Annotated in this window: 15 protein-coding genes and 1 riboswitch; of the genes, 12 read left to right on the top strand and 3 right to left on the bottom strand. The window is 68.6% G+C overall.

Annotated features, from left to right (window positions below; translation table 11 throughout):
- The 3 genes from ACFVYR_RS24000 to ACFVYR_RS23990 form a co-directional block, all read left to right on the top strand.
- Window positions 1-1,143: cbb3-type cytochrome c oxidase subunit I (locus tag ACFVYR_RS24000; RefSeq protein ID WP_389612566.1), on the top strand; the 1,143-nt coding region annotated here is incomplete at its 5' end.
- Window positions 1,140-1,538 carry a cytochrome c oxidase subunit 4 gene (locus ACFVYR_RS23995; RefSeq protein WP_362331502.1) on the top strand — a complete coding sequence of 133 codons (399 nt, stop codon included), beginning with the start codon at window positions 1,140-1,142 and terminating at the stop codon, window positions 1,536-1,538. The genes ACFVYR_RS24000 and ACFVYR_RS23995, both read left to right, overlap by 4 nt.
- Before the next feature lie 134 nt (window positions 1,539-1,672).
- A complete protein-coding gene (locus ACFVYR_RS23990; protein ID WP_384260831.1) occupies window positions 1,673-2,917 on the top strand; it encodes an Ig-like domain-containing protein in 1,245 nt (414 codons plus the stop codon).
- Between the two features lie 112 nt (window positions 2,918-3,029).
- Here the strand turns inward: ACFVYR_RS23990 and ACFVYR_RS23985 are convergent, their stop codons facing one another.
- On the bottom strand, window positions 3,030-3,431 hold the full coding sequence (locus tag ACFVYR_RS23985; protein WP_384260829.1) for a hypothetical protein: 402 nt from the start codon (window positions 3,429-3,431) through the stop codon (window positions 3,030-3,032).
- 200 nt (window positions 3,432-3,631) lie between these two features.
- Between ACFVYR_RS23985 and ACFVYR_RS23980 the strand changes: the two genes are divergently transcribed.
- The 6 genes from ACFVYR_RS23980 to ACFVYR_RS23955 all read left to right on the top strand — a co-directional run bounded on the left by ACFVYR_RS23980 (window position 3,632) and on the right by ACFVYR_RS23955 (window position 10,788).
- Window positions 3,632-4,252, top strand: a complete 621-nt coding sequence (locus ACFVYR_RS23980) for a heme-copper oxidase subunit III (protein ID WP_055566234.1) — start codon at window positions 3,632-3,634, stop codon at window positions 4,250-4,252.
- 76 nt (window positions 4,253-4,328) lie between these two features.
- Window positions 4,329-5,138, top strand: a complete 810-nt coding sequence (locus ACFVYR_RS23975; RefSeq protein ID WP_384260826.1) for a c-type cytochrome — start codon at window positions 4,329-4,331, stop codon at window positions 5,136-5,138.
- Window positions 5,135-6,190 carry a Rieske 2Fe-2S domain-containing protein gene (locus ACFVYR_RS23970; protein ID WP_384260823.1) on the top strand — a complete coding sequence of 352 codons (1,056 nt, stop codon included), beginning with the start codon at window positions 5,135-5,137 and terminating at the stop codon, window positions 6,188-6,190. The genes ACFVYR_RS23975 and ACFVYR_RS23970 overlap by 4 nt, the downstream gene beginning before the upstream one ends.
- Window positions 6,187-7,827 carry a cytochrome bc complex cytochrome b subunit gene (locus tag ACFVYR_RS23965; protein WP_384260821.1) on the top strand — a complete coding sequence of 547 codons (1,641 nt, stop codon included), beginning with the start codon at window positions 6,187-6,189 and terminating at the stop codon, window positions 7,825-7,827. The genes ACFVYR_RS23970 and ACFVYR_RS23965 overlap by 4 nt, the downstream gene beginning before the upstream one ends.
- 135 nt (window positions 7,828-7,962) lie before the next feature.
- Window positions 7,963-9,027 (top strand): anthranilate phosphoribosyltransferase, encoded by a 1,065-nt coding sequence (gene trpD, locus ACFVYR_RS23960; RefSeq protein ID WP_384260818.1) that lies wholly within the window; start codon window positions 7,963-7,965, stop codon window positions 9,025-9,027.
- 96 nt (window positions 9,028-9,123) lie between these two features.
- Window positions 9,124-9,241, top strand: a riboswitch (SAM riboswitch).
- Between the two features lie 164 nt (window positions 9,242-9,405).
- Window positions 9,406-10,788: an aminotransferase class V-fold PLP-dependent enzyme gene (locus ACFVYR_RS23955; RefSeq protein WP_384260816.1), complete on the top strand. Its 1,383-nt coding sequence runs from the start codon at window positions 9,406-9,408 to the stop codon at window positions 10,786-10,788.
- A 35-nt stretch (window positions 10,789-10,823) separates the two neighbouring features.
- Here the strand turns inward: ACFVYR_RS23955 and ACFVYR_RS23950 are convergent, their stop codons facing one another.
- Together ACFVYR_RS23950 and ACFVYR_RS23945 are read right to left on the bottom strand one after the other, a co-directional pair.
- Window positions 10,824-11,105: an Lrp/AsnC family transcriptional regulator gene (locus ACFVYR_RS23950; protein ID WP_125512351.1), complete on the bottom strand. Its 282-nt coding sequence runs from the start codon at window positions 11,103-11,105 to the stop codon at window positions 10,824-10,826.
- Entirely contained in the window at window positions 11,102-11,833 is a 732-nt protein-coding gene (locus ACFVYR_RS23945) for a rhomboid family intramembrane serine protease (protein ID WP_384260813.1), read from the bottom strand. The genes ACFVYR_RS23950 and ACFVYR_RS23945 overlap by 4 nt, the downstream gene beginning before the upstream one ends.
- Before the next feature lie 179 nt (window positions 11,834-12,012).
- On the opposite strand from ACFVYR_RS23945, the gene ACFVYR_RS23940 reads away from it, so the two are divergent.
- The 3 genes from ACFVYR_RS23940 to ACFVYR_RS23930 all read left to right on the top strand — a co-directional run bounded on the left by ACFVYR_RS23940 (window position 12,013) and on the right by ACFVYR_RS23930 (window position 14,961).
- Window positions 12,013-12,252, top strand: coding sequence for a hypothetical protein (locus ACFVYR_RS23940; protein ID WP_355813701.1), 240 nt, complete (start codon window positions 12,013-12,015; stop codon window positions 12,250-12,252).
- Between the two features lie 34 nt (window positions 12,253-12,286).
- Window positions 12,287-13,636 (top strand): NYN domain-containing protein, encoded by a 1,350-nt coding sequence (locus tag ACFVYR_RS23935; protein ID WP_384260811.1) that lies wholly within the window; start codon window positions 12,287-12,289, stop codon window positions 13,634-13,636.
- A 293-nt stretch (window positions 13,637-13,929) separates the two neighbouring features.
- Complete coding sequence (locus ACFVYR_RS23930; protein WP_384260808.1) at window positions 13,930-14,961, top strand: NlpC/P60 family protein; 1,032 nt, start codon at window positions 13,930-13,932, stop codon at window positions 14,959-14,961.
- The last annotated feature ends 63 nt before the right edge of the window (window positions 14,962-15,024 follow it).

Below are 15,024 nucleotides of genomic sequence, written 5' to 3'. Positions count from 1 at the left end.
ATGCGCGCTCCGGGCATGACGATGTTCCGCATGCCGATCTTCGTGTGGAACGTGCTGCTGACCGCCGTTCTGGTGCTGCTGGCCTTCCCGGTCCTCGCGGCCGCGCTGTTCGCCCTGGAGGCGGACCGCAAATTCGGTGCGCATGTCTTCGACGCCGCCAATGGCGGGGCCTTGCTGTGGCAACACCTCTTCTGGTTCTTCGGCCATCCAGAGGTGTACATCATCGCCTTGCCGTTCTTCGGCATCATCTCCGAAGTCATTCCGGTCTTCTCCCGCAAGCCGATGTTCGGCTACATGGGCCTGATCGGTGCGACGATCGCGATCGCGGGCCTGTCCGTGACGGTGTGGGCCCACCACATGTACGTCACCGGCGGCGTGCTGTTGCCGTTCTTCTCCTTCATGACGTTCCTCATCGCCGTGCCGACGGGTGTGAAGTTCTTCAACTGGATCGGCACGATGTGGAAGGGGTCACTGAGTTTCGAGACCCCGATGCTGTGGGCGGTCGGCTTCCTGATCACCTTCACCTTCGGCGGTCTGACGGGCGTCATCCTGGCCTCGCCGCCGATGGACTTCCACGTCTCGGACTCGTACTTCGTGGTGGCGCACTTCCACTACGTCGTGTTCGGCACCGTCGTCTTCGCGATGTTCTCCGGCTTCCACTTCTGGTGGCCGAAGTTCACCGGCAAGATGCTCGACGAGCGCCTTGGCAAGATCACCTTCTGGACGCTGTTCATCGGCTTCCACGGCACCTTCCTCGTCCAGCACTGGCTGGGTGCCGAGGGCATGCCGCGGCGTTACGCGGACTACCTCGCGGCCGACGGCTTCACCGCCCTGAACACGATCTCGACGATCTGCTCGTTCCTGCTCGGCCTGTCGATCCTGCCGTTCTTCTACAACATCTGGAAGACCGCCAAGTACGGCAAGAAGGTCGAGGTCGACGACCCGTGGGGTTACGGCCGTTCGCTGGAGTGGGCCACGTCCTGCCCGCCGCCGCGGCACAACTTCCTCACCCTGCCGCGCATCCGCTCGGAATCGCCGGCGTTCGACCTGCACCACCCTGAGATCGCGGCCCTCGGTCACATCGAGAACGCCGGGCAGAAGGACACCCAGCTGTTCGGTGGCGACAAGGAGGCCACGAAGTGAAGATCCAGGGCAAGATGTTCATCTGGCTGAGCGTCTTCGTCCTCGCCATGGCGATCGTCTATGGCGTGTGGTCGAAGGAGCCCGCCGGCACCACGGCGCTCTTCCTGGCCTTCGGCCTGTGCATCATGATCGGCTACTACCTGGCCTTCACGGCCCGGCGGGTCGACGCCTCCGCACAGGACAACAAGGAGGCCGACGTCGCGGACGAGGCCGGCGAGGTGGGCTTCTTCAGCCCGCACAGCTGGCAGCCGCTCTCCCTGGCCGTCGGTGGCGCGCTCGCCTTCCTGGGCGTCGTCTTCGGCTGGTGGCTGCTGTACTTCTCGGCCCCGATCATCCTGATCGGCCTGTGGGGCTGGGTCTTCGAGTACTACCGGGGCGAGAACCAGACCCAGTGAGTCTGTAGTTCCGCTCAGCGGCGAGGGGCCCGGACATCCCTGAGGGAGTGTCCGGGCCCCTCGGCGTGTCGGGAGTGACCCCCGTACGGGTCACTCCGCGCGCCGGACAGAATGAACCTTCATACCGTGTGTTTATGAGCCACTCACCGCGAGTCCGTACGGTACTGAGCTGCACGATGCTGGTGGCCGCGCTCGCGGCGGGGGCCACGGCGTGCGGCGACGACGGCCATCCGCTCTCGGCGAAACCGTACGACGCGGCCGGCCAGGTCGCCTTCAACGGCCCGGTGGGCAGCAAGAAGGCGGACCCCGACAAGCCCCTCGAGGTCACCGCACAGGGCGACGACGGGCGCATCACCGATGTGACGGCCACCGACGCGCTGGGGCGGTACGTGGCGGGTGAACTCTCGGCCGACGGCGCCCGGTGGCACAGCACCACGCCGCTGGCGGCGGACGCCCGCTACACCCTGCGGGTGAGCACCGAGGACGAGGACGGGGCGCCCGGCCGCAAGATCGTGACCTTCGACACCGACACGCCCGCCAAGTCCAAGCGGCTCAAGGTCACTTTCGGCCCCGAGTCGGGCACGTACGGCGTCGGACAGCCCGTCACGGCCTCGCTCAGCGCGCCGGTCAAGGGCAAGGAGGCCAGGGCGGTCGTCGAACGCGCGCTCAAGGTCCGCTCGACCCCCGCCACAGAGGGCGCCTGGTACTGGGTGGACAGCGAGACGCTGCACTACCGCCCCAAGGAGTACTGGCCCGCGGGAGCGACCGTCAGCGTCTCGAGCAACCTGCGGGGCCTGAAGGTCGACGACAAGCTGTGGGGCGCCGAGACCAAGCCGCTCAAGCTCACCATCGGCGACCGCGTCGAGGCGGTCACCGACGCCGGAGCGCACTACATGACGGTCTACCGCAACGGCGAGGAGATCAACTCCATGCCGGTGACCACGGGCAAGCCGGGCTACTCCACGCGCAACGGCGTCAAGGTCGTGCTGGGCAAGGAGTACTCCGTACGCATGACCAGCGCCAGCATCGGCGCGTCGGACTTCTACGACAAGCAGGTGTACTACGCGACGCGGGTCACCGACTCCGGCGAGTACGTGCACGCCGCGCCCTGGTCGGTGGGTTCCCAGGGGTACGCCAACACCAGCCACGGCTGCACCGGCATGAGCACCGGCGACGCCGCCTGGTTCTACGAGACCGTCCGCCAGGGCGACCTGGTCAAGGTCGTCAACAGCTCCGGCGACGACATGCCGGCGTTCGGCAACGGCCTCGGCGACTGGAACATGAGCTGGAAGTCGTGGCGCAAGGGCAGCGCGCTGCTCTCCGGGGCCAAGGAAGGCCCCGTGGCGGCCGACGCCGCCAGGCTGCGGCCCCAGGTCTAGCGACCCGTCAGACAGGCGCACAGCGGCTCGCTCGCGGATGCGGCCGCCGGCGCGACAAGCGGAAGGGGCCCGCGCCGTGACGCGGGCCCCTTCCGGACGAATCCCGGGACCGTCAGGCCTCCACGGCCGTCCGGCTGCGCAGCAGGCCGGCCAGCGCGTCCGCGAACTCCACCGGGTCGACCGGCAGGGTCACCGCGGCCTCGGCGCGGCTCCAGGTGGCGAGCCAGGCGTCCTGCGGGCGCCCCATCAGCAGCAGGACGGGCGGCGCCTGGAAGATCTCGTCCTTGATCTGGCGGCAGACGCCCATCCCGCCCGCGGGCGCCGCCTCGCCGTCGAGCACACAGACGTCGATGCCGCCGTGGTCCAGCTCCTTGATGACCGCGTGCGGGGTCGCGCACTCGACGAACCGGACCTCGGGAACGTCCGTCGCCGGCCTGCGGCCGGTGGCCAACCGGACTTGTTCGCGGGTGCTCGCGTTGTCGCTGTAGACCAGCACCGTGGCGGTCGGCTGCATTGTTCCTCCGATACGTCGAGCTGTTGCGTCGAGCTGTGCACCGTCATGGGATCGGGAACCGATGCGCGGATGCTACTCCTCCCGACACCCCGTCAACACCGGTTCGGACAGGCCTCCGATGGGCCATACGGGCAGGACACACCCCGTAGACACTCCGAACGGCACCCCCCGGGGTGAGGGCGGGATAAGCGACCGACATAATGTCGGTCGTGGCGACAGCAACGACAGTAGATACCGGGCACGCGCACCCGCCGGTCAATCGACCGAACCTCACCAGCGTCGGAACCATCATCTGGTTGAGTTCCGAGCTGATGTTCTTCGCGGCCCTCTTCGCGATGTACTTCACCCTGCGATCGGTGACGGGTCCTGATCACTGGAAGGAAATGGCCTCGGCCCTTAACTTCCCGTTCTCGGCGACGAACACCACGATCCTGGTGCTCTCCTCTCTCACGTGTCAGCTCGGCGTGTTCGCCGCTGAACGCGGAGACGTGAAGAAGCTCAGGATGTGGTTCATCGTCACCTTCATCATGGGTGCGATCTTCATCGGCGGTCAGGTGTACGAATACACCGAGCTGGTCAAGCACGAGGGCCTCTCGCTCTCGTCCGACCCCTACGGCTCGGTCTTCTACCTGACCACCGGCTTCCACGGACTGCATGTGACGGGCGGCCTGATCGCCTTCCTGCTGGTCCTCGGACGCACCTATGCGGCCAGGAGGTTTACCCACGAGCAGGCGACCGCAGCCATCGTCGTGTCCTACTACTGGCACTTCGTCGATGTGGTCTGGATCGGCCTCTTCGCCACGATCTACATGATCAAGTAATCGGCAGGTCGCTCAAGCGACGCATCCGAACATTCCAGAAGCATCGACGCAGAAGATCCTGACACCGGGGTAATCCGTGAAAAAGCTCTCCGCACGACGACGCCATCCGCTGGCGGCGGTCGTCGTCCTACTCCTCGCGCTGGCGGCCACCGGGGGGCTGTACGCCGCGTTCGCGCCGGCGGACAAGGCGCAGGCCGACGACACCGCCCAGTCCCTCGCCATCGACGAGGGCAAGAAGCTCTACGCCGTGGGCTGCTCCAGCTGCCACGGAACCGGCGGTCAGGGGTCCTCCGACGGTCCGCCGCTGACGGGCGTCGGCGCCGCGGCGGTCGACTTCCAGGTCGGCACCGGGCGTATGCCGCTCCAGCAGCAGGGTGCCCAGGCGCCCAAGAAGAAGGTCATCTACAACCAGGCCCAGATCGACCAGCTGGCGGCGTACATCTCGTCGCTGGGTGCCGGTCCTTCGGTTCCGACCGAGAAGCAGTACAGCCCGAACGGGGCGGACATCGCCAAGGGTGGCGAGCTGTTCCGCACCAACTGTGCCCAGTGCCACAACTTCACCGGTGAAGGTGGTGCGTTGACGCACGGCAAGTTCGCGCCTTCGCTGGAGGGTGTCTCCCCGAAGCACATCTACGAGGCCATGCAGACCGGCCCGCAGAACATGCCGTCCTTCCCCGACACCACGATGCCGGAGAAGAACAAGAAGGACATCATCGCGTACCTCGACGCGGTCAACGGTGAGAAGACCGAGAGCCCTGGCGGTCTCAAGCTGGGCGGTCTGGGTCCGGTCAGTGAAGGCCTCTTCGGCTGGATCTTCGGTCTCGGTTCGCTGATCGCGGTCGCCGTGTGGGTCGCCGCTCGGACCGCAAAGGCCAAGAAGTCATGAGTAGCCAAGAGATTCCAGAGAAGAACCTGCCCAGCAAGCAGGAGACCGAGCACGGCTCGGTGGCGGAGACGGAAGAGAACCCGTTCGCCGACCCGGGGCTGCCGCCCCACGAGCACCGTGTCCAGGACATCGACGAGCGGGCCGCCAAGCGCTCCGAGCGTGCCGTGGCGTTCCTGTTCACGCTGTCCATGATCGCGACGGTCGGCTTCATCGCCTCGTACGTGGCGATCCCGGCCGACAAGACCATCTACGTCTTCCCGATCGGTCACATCAGCGGCCTCAACTTCGCCCTGGGCCTGACCCTCGGCGTGGCGCTGTTCTGCATCGGCGCGGGCGCGGTCCACTGGGCCCGCACCCTGATGTCCGACGTCGAGATGACCGACGAGCGGCACGAGATCGCGGCCGAGCCCGAGGTCCGCGCCAAGGTCATGGCGGACTTCAAGCAGGGCGCCGCGGAGTCGGGTTTCGGACGGCGCAAGCTGATCCGCAACACGATGTTCGGCGCGCTGGCCCTGGTCCCGCTCTCCGGTGTCGTCCTGCTGCGTGACCTCGGTCCGCTGCCCGAGGACAAGCTCCGCCACACCAAGTGGGGCAAGGGCAAGAAGCTCGTGAACATGAACACTCACGAGCCGCTGCGTCCCTCGGACGTGCAGGTCGGTTCGCTGACCTTCGCCATGCCCGAGGGCATGTCGGAGCACGACCACGACTTCCAGACCCAGATCGCCAAGGCCGCCCTGATGATCGTCCGGATCCAGCCGGACAACATCAAGGACAAGCGCGAGCTGGAGTGGTCGCACGAAGGCATCGTGGCGTACTCCAAGATCTGCACCCACGTGGGCTGCCCGATCTCCCTGTACGAGCAGCAGACGCACCACGTCCTCTGCCCGTGCCACCAGTCCACCTTCGATCTCTCCGACGGTGCCCGAGTGATCTTCGGCCCGGCCGGTCACGCCCTGCCGCAGCTGCGCATCGGCGTGAACGAAGAGGGCTACCTCGAGGCGCTCGGCGACTTCGAAGAGCCCGTCGGTCCGGCCTTCTGGGAGCGCGGATGAGCACCACCACCACTTCCTCGAACGACAAGCGGCAGCAAGCACCCGCCGGTGAGCGGGTCGCGGACTGGGCCGACGGCCGGCTGGGGATCTACTCCCTGGCCAAGGCCAACATGCGCAAGATCTTCCCGGACCACTGGTCCTTCATGCTCGGTGAGATCTGCCTCTACAGCTTCATCATCATCATCCTCACGGGTGTGTACCTGACGCTGTTCTTCCACCCGTCGATGAACGAGGTGGAGTACTCCGGCAGCTACATCCCGATGCAGGGACAGCTGATGTCGGAGGCGTTCAACTCGACCATGCACATCTCCTTCGATGTGCGCGGTGGCCTGCTGATCCGGCAGATCCACCACTGGGCGGCGCTGATCTTCCTCGCCGGCATGTTCGTGCACATGATGCGCGTGTTCTTCACGGGCGCGTTCCGCAAGCCGCGCGAGGTCAACTGGCTGTTCGGCTTCCTGCTGTTCGTCCTCGGCATGTTCACCGGTTTCACCGGCTACTCGCTCCCGGACGACCTGCTCTCCGGCACCGGTGTCCGCTTCATGCAGGGCGCCATCCTGGGCGTGCCGATCGTCGGCACGTACCTGTCGATGTTCCTGTTCGGCGGCGAGTTCCCCGGCGGCGACTTCGTGGCCCGGTTCTACTCGGTCCACATCCTGCTGCTGCCGGGCATCATGCTCGGCCTCGTGGTGGCGCACCTGATCCTGGTCTTCTACCACAAGCACACGCAGTTCGCGGGCCCCGGCAAGTCCAACAAGAACGTCGTCGGCATGCCGCTGCTCCCGGTCTACATGGCCAAGGCCGGAGGCTTCTTCTTCCTGGTCTTCGGTGTCATCGCGGTCATCGCGGCGATCGCCTCGATCAACCCGATCTGGGCCATCGGCCCGTACCGCCCGGACCAGGTGTCCACCGGCGCCCAGCCCGACTGGTACATGGGCTTCGCCGAGGGTCTGATCCGTGTGATGCCGGGCTGGGAGATCAACCTCTGGGGCCACACGCTGGTCCTCGGTGTGTTCATCCCGCTGGTCGTGGTCTTCCCGCTGGTCCTCGTGGCCATCGCGGTCTACCCGTTCATCGAGTCCTGGGTCACCGGCGACAAGCGCGAGCACCACATCCTGGACCGCCCGCGCAACGCCCCGACCCGTACGGCCTTCGGTGTCGCGTGGATCACCGCGTACATGGTCATGCTCGTCGGTGGCGGCAACGACCTGTGGGCGACCCACTTCCACCTGTCGCTGAACGCGATCACCTGGTTCGTCCGGATCGCCTTCTTCGCCGGACCGGTCATCGCCTTCATCGTCACCAAGCGGATCTGCCTGGGTCTGCAGCGGCGCGACAAGGACAAGGTGCTGCACGGCCGCGAGTCGGGTCTCATCAAGCGGCTGCCGCACGGTGAGTTCATCGAGGTCCACGAGCCGCTCAGCCAGGACCAGCTGCACACCCTCACCGCGCACGAGCAGTACCAGCCGGTCGAGATCGGCCCGTCGGTCGACGAGAACGGTGTCGAGCGCAAGCTGTCCGGTTCGCAGAAGCTCCGGGCGAAGCTCTCCAAGGGCTACTACGGGGAGCACAACCAGATCCCCAAGCCCACCGCCGACGAGTACAAGGAGATCACGAGCGGCCACGGCCACCACTGATCAACCGCGAGCTCTGAAGCTCTGACCTCCCATGGTCGCCACGGCAGGAGCCCCGTCCAGTCTCTGGACGGGGCTCTTCGCCGTCCCGGGGCTGGATAGGGTGGTCCTCCACGCACACTCACACCAGGAGCGGCTATGAACGCTGTGACCCCCGCAGGAGGCGACACCGCGGCGGCCCGTTCCTGGCCCGACGTGCTGAACGGTCTGCTCGAAGGACGGGACCAGAGCGCCGACGACACCGCGTGGGCGATGGACCGCATCATGCGCGGCGAGGCCACCGACGCGCAGATCGCGGGCTTCGTGATCGCGCTGCGGGCCAAGGGTGAGACGGTCGCGGAGATCTCCGGTCTCGTACGCGCCATGTACGCGCACGCCAACGTCATCGACGTGCCGGGCCCGAGCGTCGACATCGTGGGCACGGGCGGCGACGGCGCCAAGACCGTCAACATCTCCACCATGTCCGCGATCGTCGTCGCGGGAGCGGGCGCCAAGGTCGTCAAGCACGGCAACCGCGCCGCCTCCAGCGCGTCCGGCGCCTCCGACGTCCTGGAGAAGCTCGGCGTCAACCTCGACCTCACGCCCCGCCGGGTGGTCGAGGTCGCGGACGAGGCGGGCATCACGTTCTGCTTCGCCGTGAAGTTCCACCCGGCGCTGCGGCACGCGGGCGCCGCGCGCAGCCAGCTGGGGATCAGGACCGTCTTCAACCTCCTCGGCCCGCTGACCAACCCGGCCAAGGTGCGGGCCCAGGCGGTCGGGGTCGCCGACCCCCGGATGGCGCCCATCGTGGCCGGGGTCTTCGCCGAACGGGGTAACTCCTCCCTCGTCTTCCGCGGCGACGACGGACTCGACGAGCTGACGACGACGTCGACCTCCCGGGTCTGGATGGTGCGGGACGGCGCCGTGCGCGAGGAGGCCTTCGACCCCCGCGACGTCGGGATCGACCTCGTGCCCGTCGAGGCGCTGCGGGGCGCCGACGCCTCGTACAACGCGGAGGTGGCGCTGCGGCTCCTGGACGGCGAGAGCGGGCCGGTGCGGGACGCGGTGGTGCTGAACTCCGCGGCGGCGCTCGTCGCCCTCAGCCCGACCGACGAGCCGCTCGTGGAGCAGATCCGGGCCGGCATGGCGAAGGCGGCGCGGTCGATCGACTCGGGCGCCGCGAAGCGAGCCCTTGAGCGCTGGGTGTCCGCCAGCAACCGCTGAGCACCCCTCTATGGACCCCTCGATGTGACGCAGGGCGCAGTCCGGATTCTGGACTGCGCCTTGCGCGCCGAAGATCGTGTGGCAGGATGCTGCACAGGTCATGAGTGACAGCGACTACGGCCCCGGCCCGCTGTCCGGCAACCCTCCGTCCGTGGCGGGGTGCCCCGGGTGAAGACCAGGTCGTACGCAGCAAGGCGTATGGCAAGCGCGGACCCCTGCACGCCCTGGGGTCCTGGTCCTCAAGGGAGCAGTCTCGTGAGCAAGCGAATGTGACAGGGCTTCTACGCCCCGCCTCCGCACACCCTTCCGCACTTTTCTCCCGCGCCGTCGACGTGATTCCGGCGCGGTGATCTCGCCTGCGTCTCACGGGAGTTCGCCATGTCTGTTTCCGCCGTTGCCACCGACTCGTCCGTCTGCGCCCCGCTGGCCGTCCTCGGCAGGGACGTCACCGTTCCGCTGGTCACCGGCGGCGAGGTGAGCTACGCCGCGCTGGACTACGCGGCGAGCGCCCCGGCACTGCAGCGCGTGTGGGACGACGTGGCCGCGTACGCGCCGTACTACGGCAGCGTGCACCGCGGGGCCGGCTACCTCTCGCAGCTCTCCACCGACCTCTTCGAGAACTCCCGCAGGACCGTCGCCGAGTTCCTCGGCTGCCGCGAGGACGACCAGGTCGTCTTCACGCGCTCCACCACCGACTCGCTGAACCTGCTCGCCGCCGCCCTGCCCGCGGACTGCCAGGTCTTCGTCTTCGAGACCGAGCACCACGCCTCGCTGCTTCCGTGGCGGGACGCCCGCGTCACCTACCTCAACGCGCCGCGCACCCCCGACGAGGCCGTGCACACCCTGGAACGAGCCCTCGCCGACCGCGACCCCTACGGGCCCGCCCTGGTGTGCGTCACCGGCGCATCGAACGTCACCGGCGAGCTGTGGCCGGTGCGTGAGCTGGCCGCCGCCGCGCACGCGCACGGCGCCCGCATCGTCCTCGACGCCGCCCAGCTCGCGCCCCACCACCCGGTCTCCATCGAGGAGTTGGACGTCGACTGGGTCGCGTTCTCCGGCCACAAGCTGTACGCGCCCTTCGGTTCGGGCGTTCTCGCGGGCCGCTCCGACTGGCTGCGCGCCGCCGAGCCGTACCTCGCGGGCGGCGGCGCCTCGCGGAAGGTGGCGCGACGCCCCAAGGAAGCAGGCGGCGGTGTGGACGTGGAGTGGCACGACTCCGCGGCCCGGCACGAGGCCGGTTCGCCCAACGTCATCGGCGTCTACTCGATCGCGTCGGCCTGCAAGGCGCTCACCGAGGCGGGCTTCGACGAGCTCGTCGCGCGCGAGCAGCACCTGATCAGGAAGGTGCGCGAGGGCCTCGCCGGGGTGCCGGCCGTGCGGGTGCTCTCGCTCTTCGGGGACGACGCGCCGCGGGTGGGCGTCATCTCCTTCGTCGTGGACGGCTGGAACAGCTCCCACTTCGCCGCCGCGCTCTCCGCCGAGTACGGCATCGGCGTACGGGACGGCCTGTTCTGCGCCCACCCGCTGGTGCGCACCCTGCTCGGCAGCGAGCCCGGCGAGCCCGGCGAGTGCGGCGCCCCCGAGGCCGCACCCGGCGAGAAGTCGCTGAACGCCATCCGGGTGAGCTTCGGCGCCGGTACCCCCGACGAGCACGTCGAGCGTTTCGTACGCGCCGTCAAGGAGCTGGTGGCGGACGGCGCGCGGTGGAACTACCGTACCGAGGACGGACGTTGCGTGCCGGACACGGGCGTCGCCGCCTGAGGAGTCCCAGGAGGCCTCAAGGGCCCCGAAAGTCCCTAGGAGTCGAGGCCGATCGCGAAGGCCGCTTCCAGGTCGTGCTGGGAGTACGTGCGGAACGCCACGTGCGTGTCGGTCGCCTCGACTCCGGGGATCTTGCTGATCCGGCCGGGAATGACGTCCGCGAGGTCGTCGTGGCGCGGCACGCGCACCATCGCGATCAGGTCGTACGTGCCGGTGACGGAGAAGACCTCACTGACGGAGTCGAGCGCGGCGATCGACTCGGCGATCTCCGGAATCCGGTCCACGCTGGTCTTGATGAGCACGATCGCGGTGATCACGGCTTGCTGTCTCCCTCGGTGGCCGGTGCTGTGCCGTTCACTCTAGTCTTCCGGGCCGACCACCCCCACGCGTAGAGGAAGCCGAGCGAGAAGCCCACCAGGTGCGCCAGATAGGCCACGCCGGTGCCCTTGCCGCCCTGCCCCGCCGCCAGCCACTGCAGCGCCACCCAGAACGGCAGCACCACCCAGGCCGGAAAGCGCAGCGGCAGAAAGAAGAGGAACGGGAAGAGGCTGGTGACGCGCGCCCGAGGGAAGAGATAGAGGCAGGCACCGAGGACGGCGGAGATCGCCCCGGACGCTCCCACGAGCGTCTGGTCGGAGCCCGCGTGCGCGGCCGCGTAGGCGAGCAGGGCGAGACAGCCGCAGCAGACGTAGAAGAACGCGTAATGGAGGTGGCCCATGCGTTCCTCGACCATGACCCCGAAGACGTACAGGAACAGCATGTTCCCGAGCAGATGCAGCCAGCTTCCGTGCACGAACAGGGCGGTGAACGGGCCGAGAGCGGCGTCAGGGGCACCGCTGAACAGTTCGACGGGGACCACTCCCCATCGCTCGAAGTAGACCTGTTGCGCGCCGATCAGCTCGTCGCCGCGCCCGTAGGCGGGGTTGAGCCCGGACACCGGGGAGATCAGGAAGACCACACAGCAGACGGCGATCAGGCCGTACGTCACCGGGGCGGTCCGCCCGCCGAGCAGCCGGCCCGCCTTCGTACCCCATGTTCGGATCATGGACAGAGCATGACGTAACGGACGTCGGCCGCACAGACCGCCATGCCGCTCCGCGGGCCGCCGCACGGCGCCCCTTACAGGCCTTAGGGTTACGGGCAACGCGCACCCAGGAAGCCGCGCGGTCCCACGGTCGCCGAAGATGTCGCCGCGCAAGTCACCGAAGAAAGCGAACAGCCACGATGACGGTTCCTCTGCCGACCGCCACCACGCGGTGGCGCTGCACGCTGTGCGGCAATCTCACGCGTTTCGATGTGACCCGCAGCTCGAAGGTCGTCGAGTATGTGCATCTCGACCTGGCCGGAGAGTCGAACGTCGAGGAACGCGAGGTGGTCAGTGAGACCATCGAGTCCGTACGGTGCCGATGGTGCAACGCCGTGGATCAGGTGGAACTCGTGGACAGGCCGGGCACCGACTCCTGAGGGAGCGGGGCCCGCACAGCTAGTGGGGTGACGGATGGTGGAGAGCGCAGGCGGGGAGCCGGACGACGGCGCCGCTGAGGTGCTCGACCGCCCGCTGCCCGACGGGGTGCGCAGGCGGGTCGTCCACATCGTCTCGGACGGCTTCGGCGGCCTCACCCTGGCCGAATTGCCCCCTCAGCTGCGGCAGTACGCGCGCTTCACGCCCACCCGGCGCGCGAAGTTCGCCGGCAACGCGATGGCGGCGGCGCTGGAGAACGACACCCTCTTCCGCCAGCGCATCGGCGAACGGCTCAGAGAGGCCCAGGCCGAGCTCGCCGCCGCCCTGGACGCGGGCTCGCCGCCGCCCGCGGCCGATCCGCTCGACGTGGCGGCCGCCGCCTATGTGCTGCGCCCCACGGGATGGGTGAAGCTGGTCACCGCCGCGGGCGAGGAGGCCCAGCGGGCCGACGCCGAGCGGGTGGACGACGAGACCAGGGCCGAGCTCGAGCGGCTGCGCGAGGAGCTGGCGGCGGCCCGCGGCCAGACCAGGGCGGAGACCGAGCGGCTGCGCGCCGAGCTCGAATCGGCGCGCAAGGAGGCCGAGTCGGTGCACCGCAAGCTGCGCGGCGCGCTCAGCGACGTCAAGCGCGGCGAGGCGGCGCTGCGCAAGGCCGCCGCGGAGATCGAGGCGGCCCGCGCCGAGGCGCAGGCCCAGGTGTCCGCGGCGGAGAGCGAGACGCGGCGGCTCAAGGCGCGGCTCGGCGAGACCGAGGCCGCCCTCGAGGCCAGCCGCAGGGCGGCGCGCGAGGGGCGCAGCGTCGAGGACATGCGGCTGCGGCTGCTGCTCGACACGGTCCTCGACGCGGCCCAGGGGCTGCGGCGCGAACTGGCGCTGCCGCCCGTCTCCGTACGCCCGGCCGAGACCGTGGACGCGGTCGAGCCGGGACGGATGTCGCCCAAGGACATCGCCGCCCGCGCGCTCTCGGAGAACGATCCGGCCATTTTGGACCAGCTGCTCGCGCTGCCGCAGGCGCACCTGGTCGTCGACGGCTACAACGTCACCAAGACCGGCTATCCGACCATGCCCCTGGAGAAGCAGCGGCTGCGGCTGCTCGGCTCGCTCTCGCAGCTCGCTCTGCAGTCGGGCGCCGAGGTCACCTGCGTCTTCGACGGCGCGGAGCTGGCCGCGCCGGTGCTGCTCGCCCCGCCGCGCGGGGTGCGGGTGCTGTTCTCCAAGGCCGGTGTCACCGCTGATGAGTTGATCCGTCAGCTGGTGCGCGCCGAGCCGCCGGGCAGGCCCGTGGTCGTCGTCTCGACCGACCGCGAGGTGGCCGACGGGATCGCCAAGGCGGGTGCCCGTCCGGTGGCTTCGGCGGTGCTCCTGAAGAAGCTTTCGCGGGGCTGACCGTACGGGGCTTTCGCGGGTTTAAGGGGTCTCCTGCAACTCCTGGGCCCTATGCCCGAATTGAGCGTCGCTCGACGCGACGTAGCGTCAGAAGAAGGTCACCGGCTGTGCGTCATCGGTAAAGAATGCGCTCCGAGTCTGATTTTTTGCTGATGAGATTTGTACTGATCACAAGAAGGTCACTAAGGTCTCGCCTCGAACCCCCGCTCGGTTGATCACCCATCCGGGGTGGCGGCGGTGGTACCCGCCCGCCGCGTCCCGGTAGGCGGCCGGAGGATGAAGGAGCCGCCCGAGTGGCGTCCCACCGTCGACCCAAGCAGCCGAGCCGCACCCGCGTGACCGTGCTCACCGCGACCGCCGCCGCTGCCGTGGCCCTCACCTCGCAGGGCGCCGCCCAGGCCGCGCCGAAGCCGAGCAAGGACGAGGTCAAGTCCAAGGTCGACAAGCTCTACGAGGACGCGGAGCGGGCCACCGACAAGTACAACGGGGCCAAGGAGAAGCAGGAGAAGCTCGAGAAGCAGATCGGCGATCTCCAGGACAAGGTCGCCCGCGGCCAGGAGGAGCTCAACGACCTGCGCGACGGCCTCGGTTCGATGGCCAGCGCCCAGTACCGCTCCGGCGGCATCGACCCCTCCCTGCAGCTCTTCCTCTCCTCCGACCCGGACAACTACCTCGACAAGGCGTCCACCCTCGACCAGCTGAGCAGCCAGCAGGTCGACGCGCTCAAGAAGATCCAGAAGAAGCAGCGGGACCTCGCGCAGCAGCGCAAGGAGGCCGCGGGCAAGCTCGACGACCTGGCGGCCACCCGCACGGAGCTCGGCAAGAAGAAGCAGGAAGTCCAGGGCAAGCTCGGCGAGGCGCAGAAGCTCCTCAACACGCTGACCGCCAAGGAGAAGGCCGCGCTCGCCGCCAAGGAGCAGAAGCGCGCGAGCCGCTCCGCCGAAAAGCGCACGGACCTCGGCCACGAGGCCCCCGCCTCCGGCCGCGGCGCCGCCGCCCTGAGCGCCGCCGCCACCCAGATTGGCAAGCCCTACGTCTCCGGTGGCACGGGCCCCAACTCCTACGACTGCTCCGGCCTCACCCAGTGGGCGTTCGCGCAGGCCGGTGTCTCCATCACCCGGACCACGTACACCCAGCAGAACGACGGCACGAAGATCGGCCGCAGCGAGCTGAAACCCGGTGACCTGGTCTTCTTCAACAACCTCGCGCACGTCGGCTTCTACGCGGGCAACGGCCAGGTGCTGCACGCCCCGCACCCTGGCGCCTCGGTGCGCTACGAGTCGATGTCGTATCTGGGCTCCTTCCAGTTCGGCGTCCGCGTCTGAGCCGCGCAGCGCCGCCCGCTTGACGTCAACGGCTCGCCGGTACCGCCCGAACGGGCGAATTAC

It is taken from the genome of Streptomyces sp. NPDC058284, from assembly GCF_042881135.1.
Classification (GTDB): domain Bacteria; phylum Actinomycetota; class Actinomycetes; order Streptomycetales; family Streptomycetaceae; genus Streptomyces.
Note: the sequence above shows the minus strand (reverse complement) of the source record. Positions and strands in the feature narration are given on the sequence as shown.